The 24919-nt window shown below is 64.2% G+C and carries 27 protein-coding genes and 1 tRNA gene; 18 read left to right on the top strand and 10 right to left on the bottom strand.

The window, feature by feature from the left end; translation table 11 throughout:
* The first annotated feature begins 38 nt into the window (after positions 1 to 38).
* The 4 genes from AC2VNO_RS12645 to AC2VNO_RS12630 are packed head-to-tail and all read left to right on the top strand — an operon-like array spanning position 39 to position 3737.
* The gene (locus AC2VNO_RS12645; RefSeq protein WP_486934438.1) at positions 39 to 1151 is read left to right on the top strand and encodes a C4-dicarboxylate TRAP transporter substrate-binding protein; all 1113 of its coding nucleotides are present in this window, start codon (positions 39 to 41) and stop codon (positions 1149 to 1151) included.
* A gap of 49 nt (positions 1152 to 1200) precedes the next feature.
* On the top strand, positions 1201 to 1782 hold the full coding sequence (locus tag AC2VNO_RS12640) for a TRAP transporter small permease subunit (RefSeq protein WP_486934437.1): 582 nt from the start codon (positions 1201 to 1203) through the stop codon (positions 1780 to 1782).
* Positions 1779 to 3101, top strand: coding sequence for a TRAP transporter large permease (locus AC2VNO_RS12635; RefSeq protein WP_486934436.1), 1323 nt, complete (start codon positions 1779 to 1781; stop codon positions 3099 to 3101). Before AC2VNO_RS12640 ends, AC2VNO_RS12635 begins: the two co-directional genes overlap by 4 nt.
* A 36-nt stretch (positions 3102 to 3137) precedes the next feature.
* Positions 3138 to 3737, top strand: coding sequence for a malonic semialdehyde reductase (locus tag AC2VNO_RS12630; RefSeq protein WP_486934435.1), 600 nt, complete (start codon positions 3138 to 3140; stop codon positions 3735 to 3737).
* 63 nt (positions 3738 to 3800) lie between these two features.
* On the opposite strand, the gene AC2VNO_RS12625 is transcribed toward AC2VNO_RS12630, so the two are convergent.
* Positions 3801 to 3926, bottom strand: coding sequence for a hypothetical protein (locus tag AC2VNO_RS12625; RefSeq protein WP_486934434.1), 126 nt, complete (start codon positions 3924 to 3926; stop codon positions 3801 to 3803).
* Positions 3927 to 4376: 450 nt separating this feature from the next.
* Between AC2VNO_RS12625 and AC2VNO_RS12620 the strand changes: the two genes are divergently transcribed.
* Positions 4377 to 5120, top strand: a complete 744-nt coding sequence (locus AC2VNO_RS12620; RefSeq protein ID WP_486934433.1) for a Crp/Fnr family transcriptional regulator — start codon at positions 4377 to 4379, stop codon at positions 5118 to 5120.
* A 68-nt stretch (positions 5121 to 5188) separates the two neighbouring features.
* On the opposite strand, the gene AC2VNO_RS12615 is transcribed toward AC2VNO_RS12620, so the two are convergent.
* Positions 5189 to 5265: transfer RNA gene (locus AC2VNO_RS12615), tRNA-Arg, on the bottom strand.
* Positions 5266 to 5383: 118 nt separating this feature from the next.
* Here AC2VNO_RS12615 and AC2VNO_RS12610 point away from each other — a divergent pair.
* Genes AC2VNO_RS12610 through AC2VNO_RS12595 form a run of 4 tightly spaced genes read left to right on the top strand, consistent with a single transcriptional unit; the run spans position 5384 to position 9037 of the window.
* A complete protein-coding gene (locus tag AC2VNO_RS12610) occupies positions 5384 to 6892 on the top strand; it encodes an amidase (protein ID WP_486934432.1) in 1509 nt (502 codons plus the stop codon).
* A gap of 32 nt (positions 6893 to 6924) precedes the next feature.
* The gene (locus tag AC2VNO_RS12605; protein ID WP_486934431.1) at positions 6925 to 7734 is read left to right on the top strand and encodes a methyltransferase domain-containing protein; all 810 of its coding nucleotides are present in this window, start codon (positions 6925 to 6927) and stop codon (positions 7732 to 7734) included.
* Entirely contained in the window at positions 7731 to 8732 is a 1002-nt protein-coding gene (locus tag AC2VNO_RS12600; protein WP_486934430.1) for a methyltransferase, read from the top strand. Before AC2VNO_RS12605 ends, AC2VNO_RS12600 begins: the two co-directional genes overlap by 4 nt.
* A 23-nt stretch (positions 8733 to 8755) precedes the next feature.
* Positions 8756 to 9037, top strand: a complete 282-nt coding sequence (locus AC2VNO_RS12595) for an SIMPL domain-containing protein (protein WP_486934429.1) — start codon at positions 8756 to 8758, stop codon at positions 9035 to 9037.
* A 40-nt stretch (positions 9038 to 9077) separates the two neighbouring features.
* Here the strand turns inward: AC2VNO_RS12595 and greB are convergent, their stop codons facing one another.
* A complete protein-coding gene (greB, locus tag AC2VNO_RS12590) occupies positions 9078 to 9617 on the bottom strand; it encodes a transcription elongation factor GreB (protein ID WP_486934428.1) in 540 nt (179 codons plus the stop codon).
* A 163-nt stretch (positions 9618 to 9780) separates the two neighbouring features.
* Between greB and AC2VNO_RS12585 the strand changes: the two genes are divergently transcribed.
* The 8 genes from AC2VNO_RS12585 to AC2VNO_RS12550 all read left to right on the top strand — a co-directional run bounded on the left by AC2VNO_RS12585 (position 9781) and on the right by AC2VNO_RS12550 (position 16941).
* The gene (locus tag AC2VNO_RS12585) at positions 9781 to 10416 is read left to right on the top strand and encodes a hypothetical protein (RefSeq protein ID WP_486934427.1); all 636 of its coding nucleotides are present in this window, start codon (positions 9781 to 9783) and stop codon (positions 10414 to 10416) included.
* A 112-nt stretch (positions 10417 to 10528) separates the two neighbouring features.
* A complete protein-coding gene (locus tag AC2VNO_RS12580) occupies positions 10529 to 11173 on the top strand; it encodes an NUDIX domain-containing protein (protein WP_486934426.1) in 645 nt (214 codons plus the stop codon).
* A 1-nt stretch (position 11174) separates the two neighbouring features.
* Complete coding sequence (locus AC2VNO_RS12575) at positions 11175 to 11624, top strand: DUF1249 domain-containing protein (RefSeq protein WP_486934425.1); 450 nt, start codon at positions 11175 to 11177, stop codon at positions 11622 to 11624.
* Positions 11621 to 12358, top strand: coding sequence for a phosphodiesterase (locus tag AC2VNO_RS12570; protein WP_486934424.1), 738 nt, complete (start codon positions 11621 to 11623; stop codon positions 12356 to 12358). The genes AC2VNO_RS12575 and AC2VNO_RS12570 overlap by 4 nt, the downstream gene beginning before the upstream one ends.
* A gap of 118 nt (positions 12359 to 12476) precedes the next feature.
* Positions 12477 to 13448: a sulfate adenylyltransferase subunit CysD gene (cysD, locus tag AC2VNO_RS12565; protein ID WP_486934423.1), complete on the top strand. Its 972-nt coding sequence runs from the start codon at positions 12477 to 12479 to the stop codon at positions 13446 to 13448.
* Between the two features lie 164 nt (positions 13449 to 13612).
* Positions 13613 to 15052: a sulfate adenylyltransferase subunit CysN gene (gene cysN / locus AC2VNO_RS12560; protein ID WP_486934422.1), complete on the top strand. Its 1440-nt coding sequence runs from the start codon at positions 13613 to 13615 to the stop codon at positions 15050 to 15052.
* 183 nt (positions 15053 to 15235) lie between these two features.
* Positions 15236 to 16318 (top strand): App1 family protein phosphatidate phosphatase, encoded by a 1083-nt coding sequence (locus AC2VNO_RS12555; protein WP_486934421.1) that lies wholly within the window; start codon positions 15236 to 15238, stop codon positions 16316 to 16318.
* 140 nt (positions 16319 to 16458) lie between these two features.
* Positions 16459 to 16941 (top strand): 20S proteasome subunit A/B, encoded by a 483-nt coding sequence (locus AC2VNO_RS12550; RefSeq protein ID WP_486934420.1) that lies wholly within the window; start codon positions 16459 to 16461, stop codon positions 16939 to 16941.
* Between the two features lie 52 nt (positions 16942 to 16993).
* Here the strand turns inward: AC2VNO_RS12550 and AC2VNO_RS12545 are convergent, their stop codons facing one another.
* The 6 genes from AC2VNO_RS12545 to hemP form a co-directional block, all read right to left on the bottom strand.
* Positions 16994 to 17755 carry an ATP-binding cassette domain-containing protein gene (locus AC2VNO_RS12545; RefSeq protein WP_486934419.1) on the bottom strand — a complete coding sequence of 254 codons (762 nt, stop codon included), beginning with the start codon at positions 17753 to 17755 and terminating at the stop codon, positions 16994 to 16996.
* On the bottom strand, positions 17749 to 18807 hold the full coding sequence (locus tag AC2VNO_RS12540; protein ID WP_486934418.1) for a FecCD family ABC transporter permease: 1059 nt from the start codon (positions 18805 to 18807) through the stop codon (positions 17749 to 17751). The genes AC2VNO_RS12545 and AC2VNO_RS12540 overlap by 7 nt, the downstream gene beginning before the upstream one ends.
* Positions 18804 to 19694 carry a heme/hemin ABC transporter substrate-binding protein gene (locus AC2VNO_RS12535; protein ID WP_486934417.1) on the bottom strand — a complete coding sequence of 297 codons (891 nt, stop codon included), beginning with the start codon at positions 19692 to 19694 and terminating at the stop codon, positions 18804 to 18806. The genes AC2VNO_RS12540 and AC2VNO_RS12535 overlap by 4 nt, the downstream gene beginning before the upstream one ends.
* A complete protein-coding gene (locus AC2VNO_RS12530) occupies positions 19691 to 20749 on the bottom strand; it encodes a ChuX/HutX family heme-like substrate-binding protein (RefSeq protein ID WP_486934416.1) in 1059 nt (352 codons plus the stop codon). The genes AC2VNO_RS12535 and AC2VNO_RS12530 overlap by 4 nt, the downstream gene beginning before the upstream one ends.
* Positions 20750 to 20763: 14 nt before the next feature.
* A complete protein-coding gene (locus tag AC2VNO_RS12525; RefSeq protein WP_486934415.1) occupies positions 20764 to 22758 on the bottom strand; it encodes a TonB-dependent receptor domain-containing protein in 1995 nt (664 codons plus the stop codon).
* An 82-nt stretch (positions 22759 to 22840) separates the two neighbouring features.
* Entirely contained in the window at positions 22841 to 23032 is a 192-nt protein-coding gene (hemP, locus tag AC2VNO_RS12520; RefSeq protein ID WP_486934414.1) for a hemin uptake protein HemP, read from the bottom strand.
* Between the two features lie 148 nt (positions 23033 to 23180).
* Between hemP and AC2VNO_RS12515 the strand changes: the two genes are divergently transcribed.
* Complete coding sequence (locus AC2VNO_RS12515; RefSeq protein ID WP_486934413.1) at positions 23181 to 23855, top strand: zinc metallopeptidase; 675 nt, start codon at positions 23181 to 23183, stop codon at positions 23853 to 23855.
* Positions 23856 to 23916: 61 nt separating this feature from the next.
* Here the strand turns inward: AC2VNO_RS12515 and cmoB are convergent, their stop codons facing one another.
* Positions 23917 to 24918 carry a tRNA 5-methoxyuridine(34)/uridine 5-oxyacetic acid(34) synthase CmoB gene (gene cmoB, locus AC2VNO_RS12510; RefSeq protein WP_486934412.1) on the bottom strand — a complete coding sequence of 334 codons (1002 nt, stop codon included), beginning with the start codon at positions 24916 to 24918 and terminating at the stop codon, positions 23917 to 23919.
* Position 24919: the final 1 nt, after the last annotated feature.

Genomic DNA, 24919 nt, shown 5'->3' with positions numbered 1-24919 from the left:
CCCGTTCCATAACAACAACCCCAATACGAGACGCCAACATGACACCGACCAAGCACAACACCACCCAATCGTGTCCCACCTTCACCCTGAGTGCCGTGGCTCTGGCCGCAGCGCTCGTTCCTGCCAGCGCCTTGGCCACGCAAACCATCGATCTGACCGTGGGCTCGAGCCACCCGACCACCATCCCCTGGGTGGGCATGATCCCCGAGGTCTTCATTCCCAAGGTCAACGAGATTCTGGCGGAAGAGGGCGAATATGAAGTGCGCTGGACCGAGGCCTATGCCGGCCAGCTTTACGGTACCAACGCCACGCTTACTTCCATCCAGGACGGCATCGCCGACATCGGCTGGGTCTTCAGCTACCTCGAGCCCTCACGCATGCCGCTGGCACAGATCAGCGCCTATACCCCGTTCACCACCAGCGATCCGGAGCTGATGCTCGAGGTGATGAACGATCTGGTGCGCTCGGAGCCGGCGTTACGCGCCGAGTGGGAAGATCACGACCTGGTGTTCCTCGGTGCGACTGCATCGGATACCTACGACATCTACACCAACTTCCCGGTGAACGGCCTCGACGACCTCGAAGGAGCGCGTATCTCGGCGCCAGGGGTGCTCGGCGTCTGGCTCGAGCCGGTGGGCTCGGTGCCGGTAGACGGCACCCTGGCAAGCTACTACACCGACATCCAGACCGGCGTCTCCCAGGGAGTGGTGGGGCTGGCCACCGGCAACCTCTCGGCACGCATCTATGAAGTGGCGCCGTACATCACCCAGGTCAACCTGGGCGTGGTGTTCTCCGGGGGGCTTGCCATCAACCAGTTCACCTGGGACGGCCTGCCGGAACCGGTACAGGAAGCCCTGATGGAAGCCGGCCAAACCTATACCGTCGCCCATGGCCGCGACTTGGCCGAGCGCTACGAGAGTTCTCTCGAGCGTATGGTCGAGCTGGGCGCCGACCAGAGCACCCCGGTACGGGTTCAGGCGCTTTCCGACGAGCAGCGCCAGCAGTGGATCGACGGCATGCCCGGCCTGGCGGATCAATGGGTCGAGCGCAACGAAGGGCGCGGCCTGCCTGCCCGCGAACTCCTCAATACCTACATGGATGCCATGCGCGAGCGCGGCCATGAGCCCGAGCTGGCCTGGGACCGCAACTGATCGACAATGCCCGGCCGGTAGCGCCGGCCGGGCCTGAGGAGTCGTGGCAATGACGTTTTCCTTCAAGACGCTGGTGCTTGGGCGCCGGCTCGGTGGCGGCCGTCACAACAGTCTGTTCGGCTATCTGGTAGACGGACTCAACGCGATAGGCTCGCTGCTGATCTTTTCGATCATGGCGATGATCGTGGTGGACGTGCTGTCCCGCAATCTGTTCAACAAGCCCATTGCAGGGGTGGCGGAGCTGGTGGCGGCGTCCATCGTCATGATCGTGTTCTTGCAGCTCCCCGGCACCCTGCGCCACGGCCGTATGGCTCAGGCCGATATCTTCATTCGCGGTTTCACCGAACGACATCCTCGCATCGGATATGGGCTGCAGACCCTGTTCTACCTGGCCGGTGCCTACATGCTCTACGTGATTTACCAGGGCACCTTGCCGACCTTCCTGCGTGCCTGGGAGCGTAGCCAGTTCATGGGGGTGGAGGGGGTTTTCACCTTTCCCGTGTGGCCCATCCGCCTGGTGGTCATCGCCTGTGCGTTGATCACGCTGCTGCAATATCTGCTGCTGGCAGGCCAGGCGCTGGTGCGAGCGGTGCAGGGCAGGGTGCCCGACGCAGAGGAGGCTGGCTCATGAGCGGTATCGAAATCGGCATCGTTGCCGTGGGCATGATGCTGGCGCTGATCTACTTCGGCATGCATATCAGCATTGCCTTGATGCTGGTCTCCTTCGTCGCCATCTCCACGCTGCGTACGCCGGAGCTGGCTACCCGCATGGTAGCGGCGGCGGCCAACGATTCCCTGAGCAGCTACCTCTACGGGGTGGTGCCGCTGTTTGTGCTGATGGGCCTGCTGGTGGTGATATCGGGGGTCGGGCGTGACACCTTCGATGTATTTCAGTGGCTGACTCGCAAAATTCGCGGTGGCCTGGGCTTGGCCACCGTAGGGGCCAACGGCATTTTCGCTTCCATTACCGGTATCAGCGTGGCGTCGGCTGCGGTATTCACCAAGGTGGCGGTACCCGAGATGCGGCGCCACGGCTATACGCCAAAGTTCGCCGTGGGCGTGGTGGCGGGGAGCTCCGTGCTCGGGATGTTGATCCCCCCATCGCTGCTGATGATCGTCTACGGCGTGCTGGCGGAACAATCGGTGGGCCGCATGTTCATTGCCGGCATCATCCCGGGCATCCTGCTGGCGGTTACCTTCTGTGTCACGATCCTGCTGCTGGCCTACCTGCGCCCCGGTTTCATGATGCAGGATCAGGCGGTGCAGCCCGAACGCGAAACCATCGACGAGACGCCGCTGTCCCTGGTGCTCAAGCTTGTGCCGATACTGGCACTGATGGCCCTGGTGCTCGGCGGGCTCTATTCGGGGTTCTTCACCCCCACCGAAGCCGGTGGCGTCGGTGCCTGCGGTGCTCTGCTGCTGGCATTGATGAAGCGACGCTTGAATGCGGCCAAGTTCTATCAGGTGCTGGGCGAGACGGGGCACGTGGCGGTATCGATCCTGTTCCTGATTCTCGCGGCCTCGCTCTACAGCCGCATGCTGGCACTGACCGGGCTGCCGATGTCCATCGCCCAGTGGGTCACGGCCATGGACCTGACCGCCTATCATTTCCTCTTCCTCTACCTGCTGGTGGTGATCCTGATGGGCTGCATCATCGATTCGGTGTCGATCATGCTGATCGTGCTGCCTATCGTGCTGCCCATTGCGCAGTTCTTCGGCATGGACCTGATCTGGTTCGGGGTGATTACGGTGGTGGCGGTGGAAATCGGCCTGATCACGCCGCCGTTCGGGATCTCGGTCTATACGGTCAATGCCGCCCTCAATGACCGCAACGTACCGGTAAAGGAGATCTTCAAGGGCGTGGTGCCGTTCTTCGCCGCGATGCTGCTGGTGCTGTTGATCCTGTCGCTGTTCCCGGTGCTGTCCACCTATCTGGCTTATCGCTACTGAATTCGCAATGACCGAGCAAGGCAAGGGAGAGACGAGATGACCGTAGGCATATTGAACCCGCCGGCGCTGGACCAGCTGTTCCTCGAAGCGCGAACCCATGCCTACTGGCAGGATCGCCGCGTGAATGATACAACGCTGCGTCGGCTTTACGACCTGCTGAAAATGGCGCCCACCAGCGTCAACTGCAATCCGCTGCGTATCCATTTCCTGCGTACGTCAGAAGCCAAGGCAAGGCTGATGCCGGCACTGGCCGAGGGTAACCGGCAGAAGGTGGAACAGGCCCCCGTGACGGCTATCCTGGCCTACGACAGGCGTTTCCACGATCATTTGCCGGAGCTGTTTCCCCACGTGGATGCCAGGGCCTGGTTCGTCGGCGATGAGCCCCACCGGGAGGAGACGGCCTTTCGCAACGGCAGCTTGCAGGGGGGGTACTTCATCGTTGCCGCCCGGGCGCTCGGCCTGGATGTGGGGCCGCTGTCCGGTTTCGACAACGACATGGTAGACAGCCTGTTCTTCGCCGAGCGACACCCCCACTACCGCAGCAACTTCCTGTGCAATCTGGGCTATGGCGATGAGGCGGGGCTGCGACCGCGTGGCCCCAGGCTTAGTTTCGATCAGGCATGCGCGCTGCTGTAACCCGTAATACCGCATGAACGCAAACGGCCACCCGAAGGTGGCCGTTTTTCAGCAGCACGCCTTTCAGGCGCTTGCTCGCTCCCCCGGCTGGGCCAGTACGGCCTTGAGATGGGCGAGGTCGCGCGAGACGTCGATTTCGACGAACTCCGCCAGCAGGCGCTGGGCTTCCTGTTGGGCTGCTATCTGCACGTACTCTTCATATGTTGCTATGGCTGTCTGGCAATAGCGGCACTGAAGCACATCCGTTGGCTTCGGGTTACCGTTCCAGAAATTGCTGCCACTGCACTCCGGACACTCCACTTTCCTTGATCGCTGAAACATTCTGGCCTCCTGCCTGAATCTCATGCAGTGAAAAGGTTATCCTCAACACACCTTGTACAAGATGCCACAAGTGACCGCACTTGCGTCAAGTTTAATGTTAAGAATAGTTGTGCTTCATGACAGACACGAGACTAAAAGCCGCTGGGTCATCGCTGCGCTTGGGCTGGGACCCAGCGGAACATTGGCCATCTGTCGCGGCTCCAAGCGCTGAGCCTGTGTTTTGCCAAGGCCCATGAGTTCGGTAGGGACTCATTGGAATTGGGTAATTGCAATTGATGTCCTAGGGTGACTGAATACAACGATTTTGGGGGAAAGAAGATGGCGGACGATCTGCACCAGCCCAACAACCTCATGATTAGAAAGCTGGAAAGCATCTTTCCTCTCACCGATGAGGAAACACATGCGCTCCAGGAGTTAACGGCTGTGATCAAAAGCCTCAAGGCCGATCAGGAAATCGTCAGTATCGGGGATCGCCCTCAACATTGCTGCGTGGTTCTCGAGGGTTTCACCTGTGTCTACAAGCTGAGCTATGCGGGCCGACGCCAGATCATGGCGCTGCACGTGCCCGGCGACATGCCTGACCTGCAGAGTCTGCACCTGGAGGTCATGGACTTCAGTATCGCCTCGATCAGCCCTTGCACGGTCGGCTTCATCCAGCATGACGACATGCGCCGTGTGTGCGAACGCTTTCCCCGTCTTACTGCCGCCTTCTGGCGCGAGACGCTGGTGGACGCTTCGCTCTATCGCGAGTGGCTGCTCAACATCGGACAGCGGGATGCCTATACGCGCATCGCGCACCTGCTCTGCGAATTGCTGCTGCGTTTGAAGGCGGTGGGACTCGTCGAAGACATGTCCTTCACCTTGCCGACGACTCAGGAAGAGCTGGCGGATGCGGTAGGCATAAGCCCCGTTCATGTCAGCCGTACCCTCCAGGCGTTGCGCGCCGATGGGGTGATTCAAACTGAAAAGACGCGTGTGATCGTGCCTGACTGGCAGCGCTTGGTGGAGGCCGGTGAGTTCGACCCGCTCTATCTCCATCAGCAAGGGCGCGATGGGCCTTGAACGACGCCACGTAGCCGCTGCAGGCGGCAGTGCGATATCGATGGAGAGCGAGAAAGGCAATCATGGGCTGGCGCCCCCATCAGGATTCGAACCTGAGACCTTCCCCTTAGGAGGGGGACGCTCTATCCAGCTGAGCTATGGGGGCAGCACGGCTGCGCATTATAAGCGCTTGTGGCGGCAAGATAAACCGCTTGGCTGGAGGCGGTTGCCATACGTTCTGGCGGACGCCATCATCGAAGCGTCCGCCACGTCAGGGAACGCGCATGCTGATCGATGAATATCGCCGATACGACGCCATGGGGCTGGCTGAGCTGATTCGAAGCCGGCAGGTGAGTCGTGATGAGGTGCTGGAGGCCGCGTGTCGGTGCATAGAGCGCTACGATCCGCAATGGAATGCCATCGTGAGGACACGCTTCGAGCGCGCCAGAGGCGAGGCGCAAGGCGTCGTTCCCGATACGCCTCTCGCGGGGGCGCCGACCCTGACCAAAGATCTGCTGACGGCCATCGCTGGAGAGCCGTTGGCCTTTGGCAGTGCCGCCTTGGCCGAGTGGACGGCGCCGGCGGATTCGACGCTGGTGACCCGGTTGCGTGAGGCGGGGATCTCTCTTCTCGGCCAGACGGCCACCCCCGAGCTGGGGCTGATGGGGATCACCGAACCGCGAGCCTTTCCTCACCCACGCAACCCATGGAACGTCGATCATTCCCCTGGCGGCTCCAGCGGCGGCGCAGCGGCGGCGGTGGCGGGGGGACTGGTGCCGCTGGCCATGGCCGGCGACGGTGGCGGCTCGATCCGGATTCCTGCAAGTTACTGTGGTCTGTTCGGTTTCAAGCCCTCGCGCGGGCGTGTGCCCCAGGGGCCGCTACACGGCGAGGTATGGCGGGGCGCCGTGGTGGAACACGCCGTAACCCGGTCGGTACGCGACAGCGCCGCGCTGCTCGATGCGATTAACGGCATGGATGAAGGTGGTCCCTATCCGGTGCCTCGCGAACATGGCTTCCTGGCGGCGCTGGATCGCCCGCCCGGGCCGCTTCGCATCGGCGTTTCCCTGGGTGAACCGCTAGGCAAGCCGTTGGGAACCCGGCTCGATCCCGAGGTGCGTCAGGCGGTCGAAGGGGCGGCGCGAACCCTTGAGGGGCTTGGTCATCACGTCGAGTGGGCCGATCCGCCCGTCGACGGCGAGCGTCTGGCCAACGCCTACCTGACACTCTATCTGGGCCAGGTGTGTGCCGATCTGGCCTGGATCGCTAGGGAAACCGGCGTTGCCGTGGGGCGGCTGGCCATCGAACCCGCTACCCGCGCCATCGGTCGCCTGGGGCGCCATCTGCCGGTGCGCGACTACGAGCTGGCCAAGCGCGACTGGAACACGGCGGCGCGAGCCATGGGGGAGTTTCACAGCCGCTACGATGTGCTGCTGATGCCCGTCACCGCTGCACCGGCGCCACGTCTGGGCGAGCTTTACCCGCCGGCTTCGCAGGAGCGCCTGATGTCGCTGCTGGCCTTTCCCGGGCTGCCCAAGCTGGCGCTCAAAGCGGGCATGCTCAAGCATCTGGCGCGAGACGCTCTGGCGCGCACCCCCTATACCCAACTGGCCAATCTCACCGGCCAGCCGGCCATGTCGCTGCCGTTTCACGTCACTGCGCAAGGCTTGCCGGTGGGCGTTCAGGTAGTGGGCCCCATGGGCGACGAGCGCCGCCTGCTGGCGCTGGCGGCCCAGGTCGAGGCCGAGGTGCAATGGCAGCGACACCTGCCCAGGCCCGCCCAGGAGGGGTAGAATGCGCGCCACATACGCCGAAGCAGCAGGCCATGACCGAACCCACACCTCTTTCGCCGGCCGGCGACCGACATTTCGACGGCCTTGTCGACAAGTTCTCTGGCAGCCTTTACGGCGGCCCGCGCGGTGAGCTGCGCCTGGCCATGCTCGATGAGCTGCTGCCGCAAATGCTCGCTCTCGACGGTCAACCCGTGCTGGACGTCGGGGGTGGGCTGGGCCAGCTCTCCGCCTGGTTCGCCCGGCGTGGCCATCCCGTCACGTTGATGGAGCCGGCCGGCGATATGCTCGACCAGGCCCGACAGACGCTCGCAGACCTGCCAGTGAGCTTCGTCCAGTCGCCGCTTCAGGCGTTGCCGGAGCGTGCTGACGCCCCCTGGTCGCTGATCGCCTGCCACGCGGTACTGGAATGGCTCAGCGATCCAGAGGCGGCTTTTGCCACCCTGGCGAAGAGCCTTGCTGCCGATGGCCAGCTATCGCTGATGGTGTTCAATCGCGATGCGCTGCGTTTTTCCAACGTGGTCAAGGGTAACCTGCAGAAGGCGCTGGACGATCGTCTGGAAGGTACCGGCAAACGCCAGCGCCTGACACCCATCTCGCCGCTTTGCCACGAGCAAATCGTTGCCTGGAGCCGCGATAACGGACTGGCGATTCGCTCCGTGGCCGGCATTCGCATCTTCCATGATTATCTGCGCCAACCGCCGACCAACGAGGCGGACTGGCAGCGCCTGGTGGCGTTGGAACTCCGCTACTGCCGGGCCGAACCGCACTGGCGGCTGGGACGCTATCTGCTCTATACCCTGGTGCGTGACGATGAGCGTTCGCTCGAGGAGAAGGTGCGATGAGTGCGCAAACGCCGGTCTGCCAGCTGCTCGAGCGCCAGGACTGCGACTACCGCGGCTGGTTATGGGTGGCACCGCCGCGGGATGCCTGGCTCGAGGATGGTCAGGGTAGCGTTCTCAGCGCCGATCATGCCGTGCTTGCAGCCTGGCGGGAGCGCGAGCGCCGGGCCAGCTCACCGTTTGATACCGGCTCCGTAGGCGAACCGCCGGGTGTCGTGCTGTTCTGGCCCAAGAGCCATGCCTTGGGCGAGTGGTGGCTGCTGTGGCTGTGCGCCAACCTGCCGCCGGGAACGCCGCTGCAGTTGGTGGGCGAGAACCAAGGCGGTATCAAGCGAGTGTTGAAGGTACTGGCGGCGCTGGGGCTGGGCTGCCGTAAGCTCGACAGCGCACGGCGCTGCATCCTGTTCGAGTCGCGTCTCGGCGCGGTGGGCATCGACCCGGATGCCGCCTGGACCACCTTCGAAGCCGAGGGACTGACGCTTGCCAGCCATCCCGGGGTGTTCGGCCACGGCAAGCTGGACGAAGGCACCCGGCTGTTGCTCAGTCAGCTCGACCGGCAGCTCCCGACGCCGGAAACGGGGCATGAGGTGCTCGACATGGGCTGCGGTGATGGCATCCTGAGCGCCTGGCTTGCCCGTCGCGGCCACGCCGTGACGGCGGTGGACGTCAACGCCTTCGCGGTGGAGGCGACTCGCCGCACCCTGGCCGCCAATGACCTGCAAGGGCAGGCCCTGGCCAGCGATGTCTATTCGGCACTCGACGGACGCCGCTTTGCCGCCATCGTCAGCAATCCGCCGTTTCACCAGGAGCGCAGCATCGACTACGGCCCCGCCGGGAAACTCATTCGTGAGGCGCCGGCGCACCTGAAACGGGGCGGGGAGCTGTGGGTCGTCGCCAACGCCTTCCTGCCCTATCCCGACCTGCTCGCAAGCACCTTCGACGGCTTCGAGATCGTTGCCGACGACCGTCGCTTTCGGGTTTATCATGCCCTCAGGCGCTAGGCCTACAACTGAGTGATCCGGTCATGGCGGGAAATCTGCGCAGTGCAGCGGTTCTGGGGGTGCTGTTGGCGGTGGGGTTGATCCTCTTTACCGGCCTCGATGCCATCAAGCCCGAGATGATCGCCGATGCCACCGCCGACGCACGTCGGGCCGCGCAGCAGTTCGCCGAGGACTCCGGCAGCCGGGTGGGGCAGATTCGCCAGGCCACCCAGGGCTACTTCTCCATCGAGGATCTCGACAGCTACACGCCGGACGTGAAGCGGGTAAGGGTGGTGACGACCGTGGATTACGCGCTGGAGGACTGAAACTGCCTGAGTTCGCCGACGTTTCAGGCAGGGCCTGGGCTCAACTACCCGGCGTGCGATAGGCGATATCGGTAATGATGTAGGCGCTATCACCCGCCGGGGCCTTCACCGTGACCTCGTCGTCCAGGGCCTTGCCCAGCAGTGCCTTGGCCAGCGGCGCATCGACGCTGATCCAGCGTTTGCCGGTGTCGGTCTCGTCATGACCGACGATGCGGATGCGCATCTCCTCGCCCTCATCGTCCTCGAGGGTGACGAAGGCGCCGAAATAGACCTTGTCGGTGTCTGCCGGCAGGCGATCCACCACCTGCAGTTCGTCCAGCCGCTTGGTCAGGTAGCGGATCCGCGCGATGACCCGGTTGAGTTCCTTCTTGTTGTAGGTGTAGTCGGCGTTCTCGCTGCGGTCGCCCAGCGCCGCGGCTTCGCCCACCTTGGCCGAAAGCTCCGGGCGCTTGACCCGTGACAGATGATCGAGAATTCCGCGTAGCCGAGCCGCTCCCTCGCCGGTTATCAGGTTGCTCCTGGGTTCCTGGCGCGGGTCCTTGGCGGGGTCGCGCCAGCGCGTCATATTGCGGCCCTTCATGCCGAAGCTCTCCTCGATCGGTGGGTGGCGAAAGCAACATACGCCATCGGCCAGGCGCATGCCAGACGCGAACCGACTGGCGGATCAATCAAACGTTCGTTACATTCTCAGTGGCGGCGTCACGCCGTCACCAAGAACAATCCTGCGTGAAAGGAGTCTGGACATGTTTCGACGTCAGCTTATCGGTGCCGCTCTGGGTGCCGCTCTAATGATTACCCCCTTCAGCGCTGCCCTGGCCTGGGAGAGCGAGGTCGAGACGCTCAAGCAGCGCTGGGAGCAGATCACCACCCAGCGGGCGGAAGGGCAGCGGCGCAATTCACTCAAGTCGCTGGCCGATGAAGCCGAGCGGCTGGCCCAGGCCAATGCCGGTGAGGCCCAGCCGCTGATCTGGTACGGCATCATCGAGGCCTCCCATGCCCGCGAGCGTAGCGGACTGGGGGCGCTCGGCAGTGCGCGCTCGGCGCGGGATGCTCTCGAGCGTGCCATCGAGATCGACCCTCAGGGTGGTAACGGCTCGGCCTATGTGACCCTGGGCGCCCTGTACGACCGAGCGCCGGGTCGCCCCGTGGGCTTCGGTAACAGCGGCACTGCCGAGCGCATGTTCCAACGCGCGCTGCAGATTCGCCCCGATGGCATCGACGTCAATTACTACTATGCCGCTTTCCTCGAGGACGAGGGCCGTCGCGACGAGGCGCGCGAGCACGCCCAGCGTGCCGTGGACGGCACCGCTCGTGAGGATCGTCAGGCCTCGGACGAGGCGCTGCGCGAGCAGGCAAGAGCGCTTCTCTCTCAGCTTTGAAGCGGTCCTTCCCCTTGCGCCTCGCCTGCGCGGCGCAAGGGGAGCGAGGCAGAGTTGGCATTCCTGGCCTCGCTCACGATAATGGTCTCCATGCGCAGACTCGGAGGCTTGCATGACCGATGATCGTGACAACGGCCAGGATGGCGCTCGCCTGCCCGCTTTCGGCACCGACGACGTTGAACTGATCGAACGCCGCCCGCTGTATCAGGGATTCTTTCGTCTGGAAGAGGTCCATTTGCGCCACCGCTTGTTCGACGGTGGCTGGAGCCGTTCGATGGCGCGTGAAGTTCACGTGCGCCACGATGCCGTCGGCGTGCTGCTCTACGATGTAGAACGCGACTGTGTGGTGCTGGTGGAGCAGATCCGCGCCGGTGCCCTGAACGATCCCCGGTCGCCATGGAAGCTCGAGATCGTTGCCGGCCTGGCCGAGGCGGGCGAAAGTGCTGCCGAGGTAGCCCGGCGCGAGGCCATGGAGGAGGCTGGCTGCGAAGTTGCCGATCTGATCGAACTGCATACCTACTACCCCAGCCCCGGCGCTTGTACCGAGAGGGTCACGCTTTTCTGTGCCCTGATAGACTCCGCTGGGCTCGGCGGCGTGCATGGGCTGGATGAGGAACATGAAGACATACGCGTTCACGTGCTACCGTTTATCCAGGCTTGGGAACTCCTGAATGCCGGGAGACTCGACAATGCCATGTGTCTGATCGCCTTCTACTGGTTGGCGGCTGAACGTGCATCTTTACGAGCAAGGGGGTAGCGTGGCGAGAACCGCCTATGTCACCGATCTGAAAGGCCTGCAGGGCGAATGCAGCGCCAACTACCTGCGCCTGATCCGGCTGCTTGGGGATATGGGCGAGGGCGAGACGCGCGAATTCGAGCTGACCGGCAAGCGTGGTCGGTTCGGCACCCTGTGGCTTTCGGTGCTGGAGCGGGCGCCTTACACCACCATCGCCCGGGTGAGCCAGAGTGGCTTGATGGATGGCGTGATCGAACCGCCGCGGATGCGCGTGCATCTCTATCACGACGTGCGCATGGCCGAAGTCACCGACTTCCAACGGGAGCGTCACTTCAGCGGGCGCTACCGTTACCCCAACGTGCGGATGTTTCAGCCTGACGAGAAGCTGCAGTTGAACCGCTTCCTCGGTGAGTGGTTGGCGCATGGCCTCGAACACGGCCATCCCACCAACCTGACGGAACTGCCCGGATGACACGGCTGGTTCAGATTACCGATTGTCATCTCCACGCTGACCCCAATGCGCGCTCCCGTGCCGGCTTCCCGCTGCGCCAGCTCGAGGCCGTGGTGGCTGCCGCACGCACTGAACGGCCTGATGTCGTCATCGTCAGCGGGGACGTCAGTCAGGACGAGACGTCGGCATCCTATCAGCATGCCATGAACGTCCTCGCGACCCTGGAGTGCCCGTGGTTCTGGCTGGAGGGAAACCACGACCAGCCGGGGCTGATGGAAGAGGTGCGGGTCGTTCACGACGAGATCGAGCTGAACGATTGGCGCCTATTGGTGGTGGATACCTGTGTTCGCGGGCATGCCCATGGCGAGCTTGGTCAGGAGCGGCTGGATCGTCTGGTGGAGCAACTGTCGGAGGACGACCGCCCCACGCTGCTGGTCATGCATCATCCGCCGGTCAGCGTCGGCTCGGCATGGCTCGACGAGATCGGCCTCGAGGACAGCGCTGCTCTGTGGCAGGCGCTGGATCCCTTTCCTCAGGTCAGGGCGATTCTCTGTGGCCACATCCATCAGGCCTTTGCAGAGCGCCGCACGCTCGGTCAGGGCGAGGTGATGGTATACGGTTGCCCCTCCACCACCGACCAGTTCCTGGCCGGCTCCGATGAATTCGCCATCGATGAAGCGTCGCGCCCCGGCTATCGGGTTTTCGACATACGCAACGAGCAGTGGCTGACCTGGGTAGAGCGGGTCGATCTGTGATCATTGATTCTTTTCTGGTCTAAAAAGATAGGCAATCATTCTTTTACGTTATTATTACCCCGGCGTTACCCTGTCCGCATGAATTTCCCTGCCCACGTCATGCGAGGTACCCGGGCCGATGACCAGTCTTCACGCTCCCGAGCATCAGTCGATATCCCAGGCTGCCGATACGCCGGCGTCCCTGTCCCCACGCCGGCTGACCCACCTTCAGCAGCTGGAAGCCGAGTCGATTCACATCATCCGTGAGGTGGCGGCGGAATTTCGCAACCCGGTGATGCTCTACTCCATCGGCAAGGACTCCTCGGTGATGCTGCATCTGGCGCGCAAGGCCTTCTATCCCGGGCCGCCGCCGTTCCCGCTGATGCATATCAACACCACCTGGAAATTCCGCGAGATGATCGCCTTTCGCGATCGCATGGCGGCCGAGTGCGGCATGGAGCTGATCGAACACATCAACGAAGAGGGGCGGGCCGCCGGCATCAACCCCTTCGATCACGGCTCCAGCGGCTACACCGACGTGATGAAGACCCAGGCGCTCAAGCAGGCGCTGGACAAGTACGGCTTCGATGCCGCCTTCGGCGGTGCCCGCCGCGACGAAGAGGCCAGCCGTGCCAAGGAGCGCGTCTTCTCCTTCCGCGACAAGTTCCATCGCTGGGACCCCAAGGTCCAGCGGCCCGAGCTGTGGAACCTCTACAACGCGCGTATCAACAAAGGCGAATCGATCCGCGCCTTCCCGCTCTCCAACTGGACCGAGCTGGACATCTGGCAGTACATCCATCTCGAGCAGATCCCCATCGTGCCGCTCTATTACGCCGCCCCGCGACCGGTGGTGGAGCGCGACGGCATGCTGGTGATGGTCGATGACGAGCGCCTGCCGCTGGCCCCGGGCGAAGTGCCCGAAGAGAAGTGGGTGCGCTTCCGTACCCTGGGCTGCTATCCGCTCACCGGGGCCGTCGAGTCGAAGGCCGATACCCTGCCCGAAATCATCCAGGAGATGCTGCTCACCCGCACCAGCGAACGCAGCGGCCGGGCCATCGACCACGATCAGGCGGGCTCGATGGAGAAGAAGAAGCGCGAGGGGTACTTCTAGCCGCTGGCAAAAACTCGCTGCGCTCGGCCATACGGCGTTAAACATCGGCTCAAGATGCTCATTTACTCCAGTAAACTCCGCTCTTTCGCCGCTGTTTGCCTTGTCTGGCCATCGCTCGCTGACTTTTCGCTCAGCGTCTGATCAATGATTTCCAGGATGTCACCATGGCTCATCAGTCTTCTCTAATCGCCGACAATATCGAGCAGTACCTGCACGAGCACGAGAACAAGGACCTGCTGCGCTTCATCACCTGCGGCAGCGTCGACGACGGCAAGTCGACCCTGATCGGCCGGCTTCTGCACGACTCCAAGATGATCTTCGACGATCATCTGGCGGCGCTAACGCGTGATTCGAAGAAGAGCGGCACTACCGGTGGCGCCGTCGATCTGGCGCTGCTGGTCGACGGGTTGCAGTCGGAGCGCGAGCAGGGCATCACCATCGACGTGGCCTATCGTTTCTTCTCCACCGACAAGCGCAAGTTCATCATCGCCGACACCCCGGGGCACGAGCAGTACACCCGCAACATGGCCACCGGCGCCTCCACCGCCAACCTGGCGATCATCCTGATCGATGCGCGCTACGGCGTGCAGACCCAGACCCGCCGGCACAGCTTCATTGCCGACCTGCTGGGCATCAAGCACCTGGTCATCGCCGTCAACAAGATGGACCTGGTGGGCTTCTCCCAGGCACGCTTCGACGAGATCGTGGCCGACTACCGCCGCTTCTCCGAGCAGCTTTCGGTCGACGATCTGCACTTCGTGCCGATCTCGGCGTTGGAAGGCGACAACGTGGTCAACCGCAGCGATCGTATGGCTTGGTACCAGCTTGAAGGTGAGGCGGGGCCGGCGCTCCTGGAGCTGCTGGAAACCGTGGAGGTCAGCCGCGATCGTAATCTGGTCGACCTGCGTTTCCCGGTGCAGTACGTCAATCGTCCCAATCTCGATTTTCGCGGCTATGCCGGCACGCTGGAAGCGGGTGTGCTGCGCCCGGGCCTGGCAGTCAAGGTGCTGCCGTCGGGCAAGACGAGCCGGGTCGAGCGCGTGGTGACCTTCGATGGCGATCTGGAAGCGGCCTGGCCGGGCCAGGCGGTGACCGTCACCCTGGAAGACGAGATCGATATTTCCCGCGGCGACTGGATCGTCGCCGAGGATGCCGACGTCACCCTGACCAATGTCTTCGATGCCGACATCGTATGGATGCACGAGCAGCCGCTGGTGCCGGGTCGGCAATACGACATTCGCCTGGCGGGCCGTTCGGTATCGGGCCAGGTGAGTGCGATTCATCATCAGATCGACGTCAATACCCTGGCTCGGCTCGATGCCGACTGCCTGGAGCTGAACGCCATCGCTCGCTGCCGTGTCGAGCTGACCGCGGCCGTGCCTCTGGATCCCTACGATCAGAGCCCCGGTACCGGCAGCTTCATCGTCATCGATCGCCTTTCCAATGTCACCGTCGGGGCAGGCATGGTGCGTAGCGCCGCCGAATCGGCGGGAAATGGGGAGCACAAGGTCGATTGGGCCGCCTTCGAGCTCGAGCTCAACGGGTTGATCCGTCGTCATTTCCCTCACTGGCAAGCGAAGGATATACGCGACCTGCTGAGTTGAGCGTCATCCAAGCGAACCATAGACGGTTGATTAAGCTGTATCATCCTCCACACTATGAACAGGGTTCGGCCTATGCCGGGCCCTGTCGTCTGTCAGGGAGGAGACAATGTCATATTGCCAGGAAAGGCCGTTACCATACCGCTCGAGGGCCCACCGCCGTTGCGCCTTGTGTCGGGTGGGCCCATGACCGGCTTCATCAGGCGCCTGCTGCGCATCGCTGCGAGACCCATGGAGCGCGATCGCGGGCGTGGCGGGTACGTGGTGCACTCGTACCGTGGCTATGGCTCTCGTCACGAGGTGCTCCTTATCGGGCGGGTATTTCGTCAGGCCGCGCTGGGGAACGCTATCCCACGCTACGGCGTGCTGCGTGACCTGGCCGATATCGTACGGCGCATTTTTCGCCGCGGCCTGTCACAGGTTAGCGTCGAGGTCACGCTGGGCGAGAATGTCGCCACGGTGACGACCGACCGCGATGGTTACTTCGACGTGCACATGCCCCTCGAGCATCCCTTGCCGCAAGATAGCGACTGGCACCACGCCGACCTGCACGTGGTGCTGCCGGGGGTGAAATCGGTGCATTCCTTCACCGAGGTCTACATAGCGCCACCGGAAGCCGATCTACTGGTCATCAGCGATATCGATGACACGGTGATGTACACCGGCGTGGCCAACAAGCTGCGCATGCTGCACCGTCTGTTCGTCAAGCAGGCGCATCAGCGCTTGGCCTTTCCCGGCGTGGCGGCGTTCTATCAGGCGCTGCATCTCGGCAAGAGCGGCAAGTCCAGAAGGCCGATTCTGTATGTCTCCCGCGGGCCGTGGAGTATCTATGAGATGCTCGAGGAGTTCTTCCAGCTCAACCGCATTCCGGTAGGCCCCATTCTGTTCCTGCGTGAGTGGGGCATCTCCTGGCGCAAGCCCTGGCCTCGCCGCGCCGAAGATCACAAGTACGACATGATCCAGAACATGCTGTCGCTTCGCGACGAGCTGCCTTGCGTGCTGATCGGTGACAGCGGACAGCATGACCCCGAAGTTTACGCCCGCATCGTGCACGAGTATCCCGAGCGAATCCGAGCGGTCTATATCCGGCGGGTGGAACGCAAGCCCGACCGTGAGCGAGCCATCAACAGGCTGCGTGAGGAGATCAGCCATACCGGTTGCGATCTGGTGCTGGCCGAGGACAGCCTGACCATGGCGGAGCACGCCTTCGCTCAAGGTTTGATTGCCGAGGAGGCTGTAGAGAAAGTGCGTAGGGAACAGGATCAATAGCTCGAAGTGATGCTCCCTTCGGCGCCTGATGAGGGAATGGGTCGAGACAGGAAGTCGTTAGGCTGAGTGTCGATTTCTTGCGTTTTTAGACCCTACTCTGCGCCCGATCTACACCGCCCGATCTACACCGAGGTGATCACATGACCACAATCGTCTGGGATGGAACGACGCTTGCGACGGATTCGCTGATCAGTGTCAACGGCTCGACCTACAACCACGCACAAAAGCTGTTTCAGCTCGAGAGTGGTGAGTGGGTTGCCTTCGCCGGCGAGCAGCAGGAGTGGTGGGAGGTCCTCGAATGGCTCGAGGCCGGGGCGCCGCGCAACGACAAACCTCATGTCACCCGGGTCGAGATGATCATCGCCGGCCCCGACGGTGTTTTCGAGATGTTCAACAAGCTGGTACGAATTCCGGTCAAGGGTCCCGTCGCCTACGGCACCGGCTGGAAGTGGGCGCTCGCCGCCATCGATCACGGCAAGAGCGCCGTCGAGGCGGTGGAGTATGCCATCAGTCGCGATCACGACAGCGGTGGCGAAATACAGGCGATCACACCGCTCCTCAAGGCCACTGTACCTTTTGCCGCCATGATGCGAGGTGTCGAGGCGGCTCCCGCCGCGAACTGAGTCTCCGGCTCGGCCACCCCGGCCGTGACCGGGGATGGTTGCGTTCGGGTGGTCAGGGCGCCAGCACGATCAACGGAGCGCCGTCGTCATGGCGGGGCCCGGCCATCAGCTCGGCGTCGAACACCTGGGCCAGGATCTGGCCATCGAGCACCTCTCCTGGTGAACCCGCCGCGATACGCCTGCCCCCCTCGAGCAGCCAGATCCGGTGGGCGTAACGTGCCGCCAGATTGAGGTCGTGCAGTACACATGCCACCGCCAGCTGCTGGCGCTCCGCGAGTCGTCGCAGCAGGCGCATGAGACGCTGCTGCTGGCCGATGTCCAGGGCGCTGGTCGGCTCGTCGAGCAGCAGGATGCGGCCTTCCGGGTTGTCGTTTTCCTGCCCCAGGCCAAGCTGGCACAGGGCGCGGGCGATCATGACCCGCTGGGCCTCTCCACCCGATAGTCCCAGCGCGCCGCGTTCGGCAAGTGTCTTCAGATCGAGCAGCGCCAGCACGCTGTCGATGATCTCGGGGGATGCGTCGCTGCCCAGCGCCACCAGTTCACGTACCGGCCAATCGAAGCCCAGGGTCAATTTTTGTGCCACCAGGGCCCGGCGTCGGGCCAGCGCGTCCGGCAACCAGCATGACAGCGGTTTGTCATCCAGGGTGACCTCACCTCGCTCAGGGCGTCGAAACCCCGAAAGAAGCGACAGCAGCGTACTTTTGCCGGCGCCGTTGGGACCGACGATGGCGAGCAGCTCCCCCGGCATCAGCTGGCCGCTGATGGGCGCTAGGGTGGGGGGCTGATCGAAACCGGCGGCGTGAAGACTCAGCATCGCACTCTCCGCTTGAGCAATAGCCACAGGAAATAGGGACCGCCGAGCAGGCTGGTGAGCAGCCCCACCGGGATCTCGGCCGGGCTTGCCACGGTGCGCGCCAGGGTGTCGGCCACGATCAGCAGCAGAGCGCCGCCCAGCATCGAGGCGGGTAGCAGAAGCCGGTGCCCCGGCCCCAGCCATAGACGTAGGCAGTGGGGCACCAGCAGGCCGAGAAAGCCGATGATACCGGCCAGCGCCACGCACAGACCGACGCCCAGTGCCGTGGCCAGCACGACGCGTCGCTTGAGACGCGGTGCATCGAGTCCGGCGCCATGGGCGGTCAGTTCGCCAAGCTGCAGCAGGTCGAGTCCCTTGGCGCAGCGCAGCAACCACCATAAGGCCGGCGGGATGCCGAGCATCGCACCCACCGCAGCGCCCCACATCGCGTGGGACAGACTGCCCATACCCCACAGGCTGAGCTGGCGTAGCTGCTCATCGCTGGCGATGAAGGCCATCACGCCGCCCATGGCGCCCGCCAGGGTATTGATTGCCAGACCCGCCAGCAGCAGGGTGAACAGCGCCTCCTGTCCATGCTGGTGCCGGCCCAGGGCGAACACCAGCACGCACACCCCGAGCGCGCCGAGAAAACCGGCAAGGAATTGACCGTAGAGACCCAGGCTGCCGGCAGCGCCTTCCAGCAGCACGATCCAGAGCGCTACGGCAAGGCCGGCTCCGCTGGCCAGACCCAGCAGGGTGGGGTCGGCCAGAGGGTTGCGGAAGAGCCCCTGCATGGCTGCGCCGCTGCCGGCCAGCATGGCGCCGATCAGCGCAGCGAGCACGAGCCGCGGCAGGCGCAGCTGCCACCACACCTGCCACGCCAGCGGCGTAGGCCACTCGCCGAGCAGCACACGGGGAGAGAGTCCGACGCTGCCGCTCATGGCCGCCACCAGCAGCGCCGCCGCAACCGCCAAGCCGAGAAACCCAATGACCCGGACCGGTGAGCGTAGCATCGTCCGATGGCCTGCCACCGAGCGTCGCCAGGAAGGGGCCATGGGCAGGCTGCGACTCATGAAACCACCACCCAGCAACCCTCCCCGGTGCTGCCTTCCTTGCCTTGCAGAGCCCGCTGCAGTGCCATCAACGCCGCAGGCGTTCGCGGACCGAACCCGAGCAGCGCCTGGTCGTCACACACGATAAGACGGCGCTCGCGACCTGCCGGGGTCATGGCAAGGCCGGGAAGCTGCCATAGCCGCGCCTGCCCGCCAATGCCCTCGAGCCCGCTGCGGGTGGCGATCACCACCTCAGGTGCCACGCTCACCAGGGCTTCAGAACCGACTGTCTTGTAGCCGTTGAAGCCGGTAAAGGCGTTACGCGCCCCGGCGGCCTCGATCACGGCCTGGCCGGCGGTGTCGTTTCCCGCCGCCATGGGCGTCATGCCGCTGTGACTGAGCAGGAACATGGCGCTCGGCACCGGTTGCGGTTCCGCATCACGCAGCGTTGCGAGCCGGGCCAGCTTTGCTTCGATATCGGTTGCCAAGGCCTCGCCTTCGGCACGCCGGTCGAGGGCGAGTGACACGGCGCGAACCTTGTCGGGCAATGCCGCCAGGCTCGTTCCCTGCTCGATCCGTATCACCTCGATCCCTACGGCTTCCAGTTGGACCAGCACCTCGCGTGGACCGGCCGCGGCGGCCACGATCAGCCTCTCCGGGCCGAGCGAGAACACGCCTTCGGCCGCGAGCTGGCGCAGGTAGCCAACCGACGGCAGTGCGGCGACGGCGTCCGGGTACTGGCTGGTATCGTCGCGACCCACTACGCCTTCGAGTGCATCGAGGGCGGCGAGAATCTCCGCAACGTCGCTGCCGATCACCACGGTGCGCGGCGGTGCGGCAGACGCCTGCATATGCCAGGTCAGCAGGACCAGGCTGGCCAGCCAACCCAACCAGGACGGAAGCCTCATGCCGCGGCCTCGCGGGCGCGGAGTCCATCCAGCAGCTGGAGCCACTCTCGGCGCTCACTCTGGCCTTCGCTGCGTTCGGCATAGATCTGCAGTACCAGCCCGCCCTGGGCGTCGAAGGCTTCCAGGCTGGTGACTCCGCCGTCGCGGTTGGGCTTGTGCACCTGCCATGCGCTGACGATGCTGGCATCGTCCAGATGCAGGGTGAAATCTTCACCGAACAGGTTGAGCCAGCCGCGCATGCGCTGCGGTGTAGGTATCTTGCCGGTGCGGATCTGCACGCAGCCTGGGCTGGCCACGAACAGCATGAGCGGCAGTTCGCCGTTCGCGGCCTGGCGCAGTGCCGTCTCGCAGGCCTCGGGGCGAAGTGCCCGGGTGAAGCGGCCTTCCACCAGGGCGTTGGCTTCGTGGCGACGCAGCTGGTGGCGGTTCAACAGGCCGAAGAATTGATGCACGTCGCTCATCCGTGCCCACTCCTCGGCGAGGGTGGGAACCACCGGCAAGGCGCGTGGCAGCGGTTCAGCCGCTTGAGCGAAAGCAGGTTCCTGCCCGCTGCCCTGCGCGACAAGCTCTTGCCATGACGCGGGTGGCTCGGCCGCCAGCGAGAATGTCTTGTGCAGTGCCGTGCCATGGCGATCGAAGACCTGCAGGCTAAGGCGCTGGGCGGTGCCGCCCCCCTTGCGTGGCATCCGGTCGCGAATCAGGCAGGCCCAGTACCATTGGCTCAGGTGCAGGCGCAGGTCGAGCCCGCCCGGGGCGAGGAGCAGGCCGGCATGTTCCGACCCACTTAGTGACGGATACCGGCCCTGCTGCTCCAGCACCGCATGGCGTGAGCGGGTCAGCGCCTTGACCTCGCCTAGCCGATGCAAACGCGCGGCCAGCGCTTGGGGCGACAACGGCAGGGTGAATACGTCGCGACCGAGGCGGGCGGCCTGCAGCTCCCCTTCGCTGATACCCAGACGCCGGGCGATATCCAGTGCCGGCAGGTGGGGGGTGGCATTGCGAGCGGCATCGAGGGCGTCAAGGATGGCTTGGCGGGTTTGGCACGTGGCGTTCATGAGAATCTCCTTGGTCACCATTGAAGGCTGACGTTGGCGAGCAGGCTGCGTCCGTCGCCGAGATTGCCGTCGGGGCGATACCAGGCCTTGTCGGCGACGTTGCGCAGCTTGAATGAAGTGGAAAGCAGCGGCGTGATCTGCCAGCCGAGCTGGATGTCGTGCAGGCCATAGCCGGGCAGCGCTTCGTCTTCACCCTGCTTGTCGAACGAGCGGGCGAAGCGGCCGCGCCAGCCCAGCGTCAGATCGGGTCCGGCTAGGTGATAATCGAGACCGGTGAGTGCCTCCAGCGGGGTGAGGCTGCCGAGCGGTTCGGCGCTGTCGCGGTCGTGACCGCTCACTTCGGCCAGGCCAAGGAAGGCCGTGACGGGAGTGCCCGAAGGCGACCAGTCGAGACGGGCGTCATACCCCCACAGCTGGGCCCGACTGACGTTGGTGGCACGGGTGGTACCGGCCAGGATGTCGACCTCGGTGTCGATGAAGTCCTTGGCTCGGGTATCGAAGTAGCTGGCGCGCAGGCCCCAGTCGCCGAAGCGCCAGGCCAGACCGCTCTCCCAACTCCGGCTGGTTTCAGGCTGCAGGTCGGGATTGGGTACCCAATAGTTGTCGGGAACGCAGAAGAAGGGCCCCATGCAGAAGCCGCCGAAGTGGCGCTGATCGGCGTAGAGCTCGGAGAGGGTGGGGGCGCGAAAAGCTTCGGCATAGCCGCTGTAGAGCATCAGCTCTCCGGTGGGGCGCCAAGCCAGGCGCAGGCGCGGCGAAACCTGGCTCCGCTTGCTCTCTCGGCCACAGTCGCCCTCGGCGCGATAGCTGTCATAGCGTGCGCCGAAGCCGAGGTCGAACTCGCCGGCGCCACCATCCGCGAGATAGCGGCCCAGCGTAAGGGTATCGTCGAGATAGAGCGCGACGCTGTCGATATCGGCCTCGGGGAATCCGGCGGCTGTGCCGCTTGGGCGCTGCATGGCGCGGCTCGCTTCGGCGCCGAAGGCAAGTGTCTGCGACAGCCAGCCGTGATCCAGGCGATGGTAGCCGTCGCTCTGAACGCCGAGGCGCTCCAGCGTGCGCTCTGCGGTGGGCTCTTCGATATTCTGACGGCTCAGGGTCAGGCGAGTGTCGATCTGGGTTTCCTGGGCCGGCGTCCAGCGATGGCCCAGCTGCAGGTTGTCGCTGGTGGTGATCCTGTTACGCAACTCACCGTCCATCTCCGCCAGCTGCTGCGGGTTGGGCGGCTGATCGGCGTCTTCGGCGTAGTGCTGCCAGCTGGCGAACAGGCGGTGGTCGGAACCGAGTTGCCAGCCGCCCTTGGCGAGAAGGCTGTTCAGACGGGTGTCTTCCGGCGTGAGCTGGCCGCCGGCGCGGCGTATGTCGCCGGATTCGCTGCGACCCAGGGCCAGCAGGCCGTCGAGACTGCCGCCACCCGGCAGGTCGTGCTTGCCAAACAGGCTCAGCGTTGCACCGAGTTCGTCGTTGGCCGTGGCGCCGCGCAGGGAAAGTCGGGCGCCGCTGCGCTCACCCGGGCCCAGCAGGTCGTCGGCGTCCACCGTCTCGAAGCTGATGACGCCGCCCATGGCGTTACTGCCGTAGAGGCTCGATAGGGCGCCGCGGGCGATCTGCACTTCGCGCAGTAGCCCTGGGTCGAGGAAGAAGTTACCGATGTGACCGGTGTCGATATCCTGACGTACGCCGTCCAGGCGGACCAGCACACCGTTCCCGTCGAAGCCGCGCAGGCTCAGGGTCTGGCCGTTGCGTCGACCCTGTCCGGCCACGTGCAGACCAGGCTGGTCGGCCAGCAGGTCCTCGACCCTTGACGCGGTACTGAGAGCGGGGTCGTTCAGGTCGATCACATCGACGAAAAGCGGGGCGAAGAAGGTATCGGCGGGAGTGCGCGTACCCGTGACGACCAACGGCGCCAGCTCGGCGGCGACGGTTGTGCCGGTGGCCACCTGGGCCTGGGCCATCGGTGACAGGAGGAAAAGCGCCAGGGCGCCGGTGCAGCTCGTTGCTCGCTTCATGTTCCTGAAGTTCCCTTGTCGGTTCAGGCAATGAGCGGCTGGCTGGGTGGCGATGGCTACCTGGCTGGCGGTCTCGTCGGGGTTAGGAGGTCAGTATCAGCTTTCCGTTACGTGTTTCACGCAGCTGGTAACGCTTGCCGCGGTGCTCGATGATCACTTGGCCCCGTTCGTCGAGCAGGGAGCTGCTGGAGACGATGCCGGGTTTGCCCATTGGGTCGAGCTGAACGGCGGCCTGCGCGCGGGCCGTGCTCGGGTCGGAGGAAGTTGCGCACATGGGGTGTCGCCCTGGATGAGTTATTGTGTCAAACGAGAATAATTATTGTTTATTGGTTGGGCGACGTCAAGCAATGCCGCGACAGTCTGAACCGGAAAAGGGTAGGCTTGGTCCAACGGCAAGTCGCTGCAGCGAGACCCGATACACCATGATCGTTCTTCTGATTGTCCTTTTTCTCGCCATCTTCCTATTGCCCAACGTATGGGCCAAATGGGTGCTGTCGCGCCATGCCAGAGGGCGAGACGACTATCCCGGCACGGGTGCCGAGCTGGCCGATCATTTGCTGCGTCGCCTGGGTATCGAAGATGTGAAAGTGGAACTGACCGAGCAGGGCGATCACTACGACCCGGAAGCGCGTCGGGTGCGGCTCTCCCGCGATCACTACGAAGGGCGTTCGCTCACCGCGGTAACGGTAGCCGCCCATGAGGTCGGACATGCCATCCAGCATCATGAAGGCTACGCGCCGCTGATCGCCCGGGCGCGCATGGTCGGCGTGGCGCAGCGTGCCGAAAAGATCGGCGCACTGCTGATGATGGCAGCACCCTTCCTGTTCATTCTGACGCGCCTGCCGGGCGGGCTCGCCATCGTGATCGTGGCAGCGGTGATCAGCTTCGGCACGGCGGCGCTGGTGCACCTTGTGACCCTACCGGTGGAGTTCGATGCCAGCTTCAACAGGGCCCTGCCGCTGCTGCGCGAGTACGTGCCGCCCTACGACATGCCTGGCGCCCGCCACGTGCTCACCGCCTGCGCCTTCACCTACGTGGCAGCGTCGTTGGCGAGCATTCTCAACCTGGGGCGCTGGCTGGTGATTCTGCGTCGCTGACGGTAGCGATAGGCGATTCCATCAACGGGGCTGGCCGGGTTCTCGCCGGCTCCACTCGTTCTTAGCTCGCTGAGTTCGGCCGGTTGGCGATGAGCACGGCACGGCGTGGCGCCGGATAGCCCTCGCGGGTGCGCGACGAATCGTTAGGGTCGAGGAAGTCGGCCAGCGACTGGAAGGTCATCCATTCGGTGGAACGTTGCTCGTCGCATGAGGTAGGCGCTTCATCCACCACCCTGACGTTGGTGAATCCGCAGCGCTCGAGCCACTGGCACAGTGCCGCGGAAGAGGGCAGGAAATAGACATTGGGCATGGCGGCGTAGCGCTCGCCGGGCAGCAGCACGGTGGTTTCGTCGCCTTCCACCACCAGCGTTTCGAGCACCAGCTCGCCTCCGGGCCGCAAGGCGTCCCTCAGCTGCAAGAGATGCTCGAGCGGGGAAGGGCGGTGGTAGAGCACGCCCATGGAGAATACCGTATCGAAGAAAGCGAGCCTCTCGGGTACGTCCTCGATGCCGACGGGTAGGAAGTGGGTACGGCCGCCATCGGCGTCACCGACGAAATGGCGCAGAGCCTGAAACTGGTAGTAGAAGCGTGGAGAGGGATCGATTACCAGAACGAAGCCGGCGCCCGCTCCTGCCATGCGCCAGGCGTGATAGCCGCTGCCGCCGCCCACGTCCAGCACGCGTCTGCCGCGCAGCTCGGCCAAGTGGGGGGCTACGCGTTGCCATTTCCAGTCGGAGCGCCACTCGGTATCGATATGAATGCCGGCCAGGGCGTAGGGGCCCTTGCGCCACGGCATCAGCTTGCGCAGCAGGTTTTCACATTGGCGGCGCTGGCTCTCGTCGAGCTCGCAACCGATCGTTACCGTGTCGCAGTCGAGACTTACGTCGCGCGGCTCGGGCAGAGCCGGCAGCTTGGCCACCGCCTTCTCCCAGGCCGGCAGGTCGCCGTAGCGCCTGCGATCGAGCCCGCGGGCGAGCTGCTCGGGGAGACGTGCAAGCCAGGCGTCGAGACCTTGCTCGATGAAGGCGCGATAGAGCGGCTTCTGCTCGGGAGGAATTGCCACC

This window comes from Halomonas sp. TH-94 (assembly GCF_057473365.1).
This window is presented reverse-complemented; position numbering and strand designations above follow the sequence as displayed.